The sequence below is a fragment of the Psychroserpens luteus genome (assembly GCF_015319355.1).
In the GTDB taxonomy this organism is placed as follows: domain Bacteria; phylum Bacteroidota; class Bacteroidia; order Flavobacteriales; family Flavobacteriaceae; genus Psychroserpens; species Psychroserpens luteus.
In genome coordinates this window covers 56,675-65,062 of the sequence record NZ_JADILU010000011.1, presented here as the reverse complement: position 1 = coordinate 65,062, position 8,388 = coordinate 56,675, and the positions used below count along the sequence as shown (strand labels likewise).

Below are 8,388 nucleotides of genomic sequence, written 5' to 3'. Positions count from 1 at the left end.
ATAAAGTATTATAATAATGAAAGAATTAAACTAAATCTAAATGGAATGAGCCCGATTGAATATCGAGCTAATTATTGTCAAAATTAATTATAAATTTGTCTAAGCTTTTGGGTGCAGTCTATTTTTTCTTGGTCGGTAATTATTTACTAAATTAGTTGCTTAAAACACGCAACAAACCATATACAACAAAGTTAGCCACAATATGACGAAAACCCAAATCAGAGATATAATTACAAAGATTCATTTCTACCTTTTGGGTTTTGCTTTATTGAATTTCACTCTGAAAAACACGATTGAAATAAGTCTGAATTATAGATTAACGTATTTGATAACCTTGTTGATTTATGCGAGCGGAATTATTCTCTTTTTCTGGAATTTTAAGCCATTTAAAAAAGCAGTAATCTATTATAGTTTTTATTTTATCACGCCACTTTTGAATTTAATACTTTGGTTGTTTGGCGGAATATTTTTTACTCTTTTGACATCGACAGTTCTCTACCCAATCTATCCGAATAAAATTAAAACGGAAAACGAGAAAATTGTGGTTTATTCAAAATATCAAGGATTTATGGGAGCTTGTTGTCCTTACGAAGTAACTGAAAAAAAATACTGGTTGTTGGAAAAGAAAAAAACGGAAATAAATCTTCACGAAGTAATTGATTTTAAGAGTGTTTTGATTAAATCAGCGAATGGAAAGTCGGAATTAAAAATAAAGTATAATAAATACGATTACGAAACTGAACGAAATATAGAAACGGATACAATAATTCGAATAAAAACAGAATAAAAACTGTGGCTAACACCATGTATAATTAATTGCTTGGTCACTGCCGACTTACGAACATTCCTTCGGAATATTCTATCCGTGATTTATTTGCTAAATTAGTTGCTTAACCATACACAAGACCGTTAGCTACAATAAATAATAAAAATTATGAAAAAAACAACAATTCTAATTTTAATGTGCTTGATGATTTTTTCGTGTAAGGAGAAAACTAAAAAAGAAACATATTTTCAAGCTCAAAATGGGAAAATATTCACGTTGAAAGAATATGAAGACATTAAAATAAAAATGTCTGAAAGAGGAGAATTACAGGAAGATATATTGTCAGTTGTTGAGAGAAACGACTCAATTATAAAGATTTTCAAAACAACGGTTAAAGAAACAGTGAATCCATTTTCTAATATGGAACCTTTTATAGGTGAAAAACTACCATTTTCCGAATTAACTTCGATAGATGGAGAGAAAGTAAATCTATCTACACTTAATGGAAAACCAACTTTAATTAATTTATGGTTTATAAATTGTCCGCCTTGTATTGAGGAAATGCCGAACTTAAATAAACTAAAAGAAAAATATGCCGAAAATGTAAACTTTGTAGCCATTACATTTGAGTCTAAGGAAAAGGTGGTTGATTTCTTAGTAAAAAAATCTTTTAACTACACGCATTTTGTTAGTGCTAAAAATGAGATAGACAAATTGAATAATCAAGCATATCCATTGAATATTTATTTAGATAAGAATGGAATTATTACATCATTTACAGGAATGATTGCAACCGATAATTCTAATGAAATGATAGATATGGAACTGGAAAAGTTACTATAGCTAACAAAGATGTATATAAAAAATAGCGCAAGTCGTTGCTAACACTAAGGTTTTGGCGTTTTTAAAAATTCGGCTTGAATTTAATCCGGAAAGTAACAGCTTATTTTCAGCGCTACTTTTCATGCACGAAACCGTTGGTAACAAACTGACCAAAATACTCTGAATTGAAAATTAAACAGAATTATTTAAAAGGAAAATCCGTTTTCATAGTTTCATTACTCGTAATCGGAATTACAATTCTCACTGTTTATCTGACAGGAATTAATTACAATCGAAGTCTAACTTCAAATCTATATTTATCTTTAGGAATTATAGCAACATCACTATTCCTGTTTATGACTTATGGACTTTATAAAGGAATTGGATTGATTGACAATTTTCCAAAGTTTCGGAATTTTAAACGAGGTGATATAATGGGAAATGCTTCACCAACTTTCGACACACCTTCAATTGATGTTGGAGATGGAATTGGTGGATTGATTTTATCCATTCTCTTATGGATTGTAATGACAATTTTGATAATTGTATTACTAATCGTTTTGGAAGCTGTTTTTTGGTTTTCGCTTTTTATAATTTTAGCAATGTTGTATTGGATTTTTTTCAGAGCATTAAAATTCGTTTTTAATAAATCAAAAGACACAAAAGGAGATATTGGAATTTCAGCAGTTTACTCGCTAACTTATACTCTACTCTATGTTGGTTGGATTTTCGGAATCGTTTATCTGACTGAAATAATGAAATAAAGCCAGTTGCCAACAAAGTACTGTACTAAAAAACAAGTAAAAATCCATTGAATTTTAACTAGTTTACTTTTATATTCATTACCAAATATTAATCCTGACTTAGCTATTACAGATGCTTGTTTTAATAGTTTTTTACAAACTGCTATTAATGCTAATTCCCTCTGCTAGCGCTCCTTTGTAACGAGTGCCCATATGAATTGAACCAAAAAGTTTCAAACTTGACTTTATCAAAAAAATAGTCGAACTTCGTCTAACTGTGGGTATAGATTATAGTGTATATCCAATTGTTGTGTGTAATACCCAACCAAACTCAAAAATTGAAATGAAAAGACATTATTGGATTTTATTGATTTTAGTTCTTGGATTTACATCTTGCCATTTTATGGGACCAATCGATGTAAATATTGAGAGAAAAAATGTTGAAGTAAATTCAAATGATATTATAGGAACTTGGAAAATGGACAAATTTTCATACGAGTATCTTTCGGAAATTAAAACTGATAGTATTGTTTTGACATTTAAGCCTGATAATCTTTTCGAAATGAATAATTCTCAAAATCTATTTGACCGAGAAATTAATAACGGAACTTCATCTGGAACGTGGGAAATTATTGAGCAATATGATACGAAAAAAATTAAACTGAATTTTAACGATATAAAAACCTCAAAGAATTTAGAAATTTATAAGTTAAAGGAGAATTATCAATTATGGTATTTTTTGTCGGATCCTGATACTGGAGAAAGAATTAGATTTCTGAAATAAAGTACTACACACAACACCGTGTATAATTCATTGCTAGTTATAGCCTACTTACGAAAGTCCTCGCGGACTTTCTATCTGTGATTTATTTGCTAACTTTATTGCTTAAACACGCAACGAAATCATACACAAGACCGTTGTGCGTCATTTAAGCAAAAATCTGTAAAAAATTAAAAATCGATTTGATGCAGAAAATAAAAATAATTAATAAAAATCAAAAATTATGAATTTACTTGTTGAGTTATTTAAGCAAGATTTGAAAATTAATTACAATCAAAATGAGACCGAAATTTTTTCTGATGGCGCAAATTTATGGAAAGGAGCCTTAGCTGTTGGTGGGAAATTGATACTGACTCAAGAACGTTTGATATTTATTCCTCATATTTTCAATTTAGGTCTAGGAGGAAAAGATGAATACTTAAACTTATCTGAAATTGATTCGGCTAATAGAGTAAAAACTTTGCAATTAATAGATAATGGTCTTAAAATTATACTATCAAATGAAAGAGTACTTAAATTTGTAGTGAATTATCCTGCTAAATGGATTGAGCATCTGAAAAAATCAAATATTAATATATTAAAGGTTTAGTAAAAAACAAACCCCAAATTCTTTAAAAACATAAGTCAAAGAAAAAATCTGAATTTAAAACAAAACGTGAGATAAAAAACGAACGCACAACACCATGTATAATCAATTGCTTGTGTTGTGTTTACTCGGAAAATCCTGTGGATTTTCCTATTGGTTCGGTTTCTTTTACTAACTTAGTTCCTGCCAACGCAACTAACCATACACAACACGTTGCCAACAATCTGGAAAACACTCGAAATCGAAAATAAAATAACTGAATATGTTAAATTGGTTTAAAAAAAATGACAATTCGAAATTAGAAAACGGAAATGGACCTGATTTCAGCAGAATTACTTCTAAAAGTAAAGCTATTGGTTTATACAAAAAAGGAGAATTGGTAAAACTTCACCTAATAGGATTAGAATTTGGTGGAGAAGATAGTGAAAGAAATATTCTTTACGTTCCTGAATTTGCCCAAATCTTTAAACATCGATTTGATAAAATGCTAGAGGAATTATTAATTGACGGAAAAAAATTGAATTTTTCTGCCGAAGCTGAATATAAAGGAAAAAGTTTTGTTCCTTCTAAAATAAAAATCAGTGTGACAGGAGACTCGGAATTTATTGAAACTATAAACATCTGGTAAAAAAGTAAAAACTACTGCTAACAAAGTACTGTGCTAAAAAACAAGTAAAAATCCATTGAATTTTAACTAGTTTACTTTTATATTCATTATCAAATATTAATCCTGATTTAGCAATGGCAAAGGCTTGTTTTAATATTTTGTTACAAACTACTATTAATGCTAATTCTCTGTTCTTCCTTTTTCTACTATTAACTAAAAGTTCTATAACAGCTAGAATAGTCCACACACCTAAAATTTCCGAAGAAAAAAAATAGCATCCTTTTGTAATTATGAAGTCAAATTTTAGACAAGTGTTAAACAGAATACAAAATCGCGCTGCTACACTTTAAAAAAATCTAATTAATGTATCTTTGCGACACCATTAAAAATGGAAATCATGGAACAAAATCAAATGCTTAATTATATAAAAGACGTACTAGAACGTATGCCTATTGGTTGGTTGAATACTACAACCCATCGCTTAGATATTTATGATGAAAAATTGGCGAAAACTCAATTTCTAGAACAGTTTGAAACTCTATATAACGATAATAATTCTCAAACCTCATCCTTAGACATATTACCTACTGCTTATGATTACATAAGATTGGGTCATCCTTTATCTTGTGTGCTAGAATGGGCAATTGGAAACTTATATGACTTGAATGCTGAACATGTAATTAGTTTTGATTCTAAGACAATTCCTGTTTTTTCTATTCTGCGGAAAAATTTATTAGACAATAAAAACACTCAAATTGTTTATACTGGTTCTTTACCAGAATATTTTGATGCTGAAGTGATAAAGCGTGTTTACGGTTATAAATTTGAGTTGAAACAAGTGGAAAGCGCAGAAGCAATTGTTGAGTTTAATGGTAGTACCGTTTTTATTTCTAATCAAGATGAAATAGGCAGCGTTAACCTAAACCCAAATGTTGACTTTTTTATCAACCTTTATTCTCATTTAGGAAGCGTTTTAGTTGTAAATGGAAAAGAAAATGCAAGTTATATTTCAGATATTCAGCATGTAAGACGTAGAGAAACGATTGCAATGACTCCTGCTAATTCACTAGCTGCTTTAAAATCGTTAGTAGCGCACTCTCCTATTGAGAATAAAACAAAAGATAACTCTACAAATAAAACCCGCGTTTTAGATTTAATTTCAACTATTACTGGTACAGAATTAAAGCCTTTGGTGGCTTCTAGTGGATTATCTATTCAATATGCTATTATGATGGGTTTAATTCATGATGCGTTAGAAAATCATAAAGGAAAGGCTATTAAGTTTATTGTTCCGCCAAATTGTTATGGTGGTACAAATGACCAAGCTAGACGTGTTGCTGCTTGTCTTGATCATGTTGAAGTGGTAGATTTACCTGTAGATGGTGATAATGATATGGTAAAAAGTATCCATACTGTTTTAGATACCATTGCTAAGCAGGATGCTATACCTTATATTATTGCTGAAATTCCTACAAACCCTAGAGTTGAAGTTCCTGATCTTATTAAATTAAAAGAGGCTTTAAGTAAAGAGCGCAGAACCTCAACGGGTGAGATTGCTATAGATCCTGTTTTTATTTTGGATCAAACGTTTTGTCCTAATGTGCTCTTTTTAGGTGAAGATAAGATACTCTCAACAGTGAGAACTATTTCTTATGCTAGTGGATCTAAATTCCCAAGTGGTGGACAATGTACTGCTGGTTATTGCGTAGGAAATAATAAAACTGCTGCATTGATGGGCAAGATAGAAATGCATCTAGAGCTTTGTGATAATGAGGCTACAGATCTTCAATATGAAATCTTAGCAACACAATTGCCTTCAATGAATCAAAGAATTATTGATGCCTATAAAAACACACGCGAATTTGTAAACTTTATTCATGGCGTTTTACCTGATGCAAAGATTAATTTTGTTTCAGATGAATTGGCTGATCAAGGGTTTACACCTTCTGTTTTTTCATTAGACCTTCCAACTAAAGGACAAACTGATGAAGAAAGAGAAACATACAAAAGAGCTTTAAATTTGAAGTTAATCAATTTGATGATTACTGAAATCCCTAATGAAAGTAAGTTTTGTGTAAGCTACGGACAATTAAAAGGTTGTTATTGGACGATACCTGCAACCTCTACTCAAGGCACCACTAAAGAAGGTGACAAAGATTATATTGTGCGTGCTTCATTGTCTCCTAACCTAGATCTTGAATTGCATAAAAAAGTGTTTTTAGATTTCGTTAAAAGTATTTAAAACTATAGATAATTGCTGTGCGTTATAAGTTTAGTAATGCACAGTAATTTTTAGAATTCATCCAAAACTATTGAAGCATAAATTTAAAATTATGTTAAATCCTTTTTTATTTCTAAACGATTGGTTAGTTTTGTATTGTAATTAGAAAATGTTTCCGTTTTCACGGAAAGTTAACATGGCAAGAAAAAAACAATATAACGAAGACTTAGTTGTTGAAAAAGCAATGAACCTATTTTGGAAAAATGGCTACGAAACAACGTCTATGCAAATGCTTGAAAAAGAAATGGGCATTAACAAGTTTTCTATATATTCTAGTTTTGGTAACAAACATGGTTTGTTTCTTGAAAGTCTAAAATGCTACAAAACTAAAGTTAGCGTTATATTAGAAAAATTTAAGAATGCCACAAATGGTGTTGAAGATATTAAGCAATTTTTCTATGACTCTGTTGATGCAAATTATAAAGGGCATGACCAGAAAGGGTGTTTGGTTACCAATACTTATAATGAGTTTTCTGAAAATGAAGATCAATTAATAAAAGAAGAAATGATTTCTTTCATGGATAATCTTAAAGAGTTATTTATTGAGAAATTAAAAATAAATACAACTAAAGACGAAACTACAATACTAAAACAAGCTAATTATTTATTATTAGCAAAACATGGTTTAGCAGCAGCATCTAGAGTTAATACTACAAAAGAAATTGAAGATTATATTGAAATGACTTTTGTAAATATTTAAACATTTTTTTTACAAAATAACTAAACGAACGTTTAGAAATAATTAACATATCAATTAAAATAAAAAAGAAAAATATGACAACATTAAAAGTTCACAACATTGAAACTGCTCCAGAAGGTAGCAAAGCATTATTAGAGCAATCACTTAAAGCTAACGGAATGATTCCTGGTTTACATGGTGTTTTAGCAGGAGCTCCTGGTATTTTAGAAGCTTACCAGACCATCCATAAATTATTTACAGAAACGTCTTTTAATAAAGATGAATTAACTGTAGTATGGCAAACGATTAACGTAGAACATGAATGTCATTACTGTGTACCTGCACATACAGCAATTGCAAAAATGATGAAAGTTGATGATGCTATTACTGAAGCTCTACGTAATGAAACACCTCTTGAAGATTCTAAATTAGAAGCATTACGTACATTAACATTAGCAATTACTCGTAATCGCGGACATGTATCTCAAGAAGAACTAGCAGCATTTTATGCAGCAGGTTATGGTGAGCAACAAGTCTTAGAAATCATCTTAGGATTGTCTCAAAAAGTAATTAGCAACTATACAAATCATATTGCAAATACTGCAGTAGATGCACCTTTTAAACCTTTTGCTTGGTCTAAAGAGAAAGTGGTTTCTTAATTCCTATGACCACACCCTGATTAATAGCTTTAAACCTTCCTCCTTTTGTGAGGAAGGTTTATTAATAAATAAAACAATATGATTAAAATAACAGTACTATATCCAAACAGTGAAGGTCTAAAATTTGATAAAGACTATTACACAAAGCAACACAGTCAATTACTTGCCGATTTGTTGGGTGATGCAATCGTATCTTCAGATATTAATTTTGGGATTATTGGAGCCACTCCAGAGCAACCTGCTCCTTTTGTAGTCATTGCGAATTTAGTGTTTGAGTCTATGGCAACGTTCCAACAATCCTTTGGAGTAAACTCTGAAGCTATCTTAGCTGATCTTCCAAATTTCACTAACGCACAACCACAAGTTCAAATTAGTGAAGTTTTATAATTACCAATGAAATTTAAGCCACCTGTAATGCCTATTGGATATATAGTTTTAGTATTTTTAAATATATTTTTATATAA

At 30.3% G+C, this 8,388-nt stretch carries 11 protein-coding genes and 2 pseudogenes; 11 read left to right on the top strand and 2 right to left on the bottom strand.

Going from position 1 to position 8,388, the window contains the following annotated elements; genetic code table 11:
- The 4 genes from IM744_RS20935 to IM744_RS19660 all read left to right on the top strand — a co-directional run bounded on the left by IM744_RS20935 (position 1) and on the right by IM744_RS19660 (position 2,352).
- Positions 1-87: an IS3 family transposase gene (locus tag IM744_RS20935; protein ID WP_394355005.1), complete on the top strand. Its 87-nt coding sequence runs from the start codon at positions 1-3 to the stop codon at positions 85-87.
- Positions 88-202: 115 nt separating this feature from the next.
- Positions 203-787 (top strand): hypothetical protein, encoded by a 585-nt coding sequence (locus tag IM744_RS19670; protein WP_194509890.1) that lies wholly within the window; start codon positions 203-205, stop codon positions 785-787.
- Positions 788-934: 147 nt separating this feature from the next.
- Entirely contained in the window at positions 935-1,609 is a 675-nt protein-coding gene (locus IM744_RS19665) for a TlpA family protein disulfide reductase (protein ID WP_194509889.1), read from the top strand.
- Between the two features lie 164 nt (positions 1,610-1,773).
- A complete protein-coding gene (locus IM744_RS19660) occupies positions 1,774-2,352 on the top strand; it encodes a hypothetical protein (protein WP_194509888.1) in 579 nt (192 codons plus the stop codon).
- Positions 2,353-2,405: 53 nt separating this feature from the next.
- Here IM744_RS19660 and IM744_RS21015 read toward each other — a convergent pair.
- Positions 2,406-2,513, bottom strand: a pseudogene (locus IM744_RS21015) (IS110 family transposase); the annotation flags it as partial.
- A 161-nt stretch (positions 2,514-2,674) separates the two neighbouring features.
- On the opposite strand from IM744_RS21015, the gene IM744_RS19655 reads away from it, so the two are divergent.
- From IM744_RS19655 to IM744_RS19645, 3 genes are all read left to right on the top strand, one after another.
- Entirely contained in the window at positions 2,675-3,115 is a 441-nt protein-coding gene (locus IM744_RS19655; protein ID WP_194509887.1) for a lipocalin family protein, read from the top strand.
- A gap of 220 nt (positions 3,116-3,335) precedes the next feature.
- On the top strand, positions 3,336-3,701 hold the full coding sequence (locus IM744_RS19650; protein ID WP_194509886.1) for a hypothetical protein: 366 nt from the start codon (positions 3,336-3,338) through the stop codon (positions 3,699-3,701).
- Between the two features lie 259 nt (positions 3,702-3,960).
- The gene (locus IM744_RS19645) at positions 3,961-4,326 is read left to right on the top strand and encodes a hypothetical protein (protein WP_194509885.1); all 366 of its coding nucleotides are present in this window, start codon (positions 3,961-3,963) and stop codon (positions 4,324-4,326) included.
- 61 nt (positions 4,327-4,387) lie between these two features.
- Here the strand turns inward: IM744_RS19645 and IM744_RS21010 are convergent.
- Positions 4,388-4,507 (bottom strand): annotated as a pseudogene (locus IM744_RS21010) (IS110 family transposase); the annotation flags it as partial.
- Between the two features lie 195 nt (positions 4,508-4,702).
- On the opposite strand from IM744_RS21010, the gene IM744_RS19640 reads away from it, so the two are divergent.
- From IM744_RS19640 to IM744_RS19625, 4 genes are all read left to right on the top strand, one after another.
- Positions 4,703-6,547, top strand: a complete 1,845-nt coding sequence (locus IM744_RS19640) for a PLP-dependent aminotransferase family protein (RefSeq protein WP_194509884.1) — start codon at positions 4,703-4,705, stop codon at positions 6,545-6,547.
- Between the two features lie 175 nt (positions 6,548-6,722).
- Positions 6,723-7,286 (top strand): TetR/AcrR family transcriptional regulator, encoded by a 564-nt coding sequence (locus tag IM744_RS19635; RefSeq protein WP_194509883.1) that lies wholly within the window; start codon positions 6,723-6,725, stop codon positions 7,284-7,286.
- A 74-nt stretch (positions 7,287-7,360) separates the two neighbouring features.
- The gene (locus IM744_RS19630; protein ID WP_194509882.1) at positions 7,361-7,924 is read left to right on the top strand and encodes a carboxymuconolactone decarboxylase family protein; all 564 of its coding nucleotides are present in this window, start codon (positions 7,361-7,363) and stop codon (positions 7,922-7,924) included.
- 78 nt (positions 7,925-8,002) lie between these two features.
- Positions 8,003-8,311 carry an EthD family reductase gene (locus IM744_RS19625; RefSeq protein WP_194509881.1) on the top strand — a complete coding sequence of 103 codons (309 nt, stop codon included), beginning with the start codon at positions 8,003-8,005 and terminating at the stop codon, positions 8,309-8,311.
- The last annotated feature ends 77 nt before the right edge of the window (positions 8,312-8,388 follow it).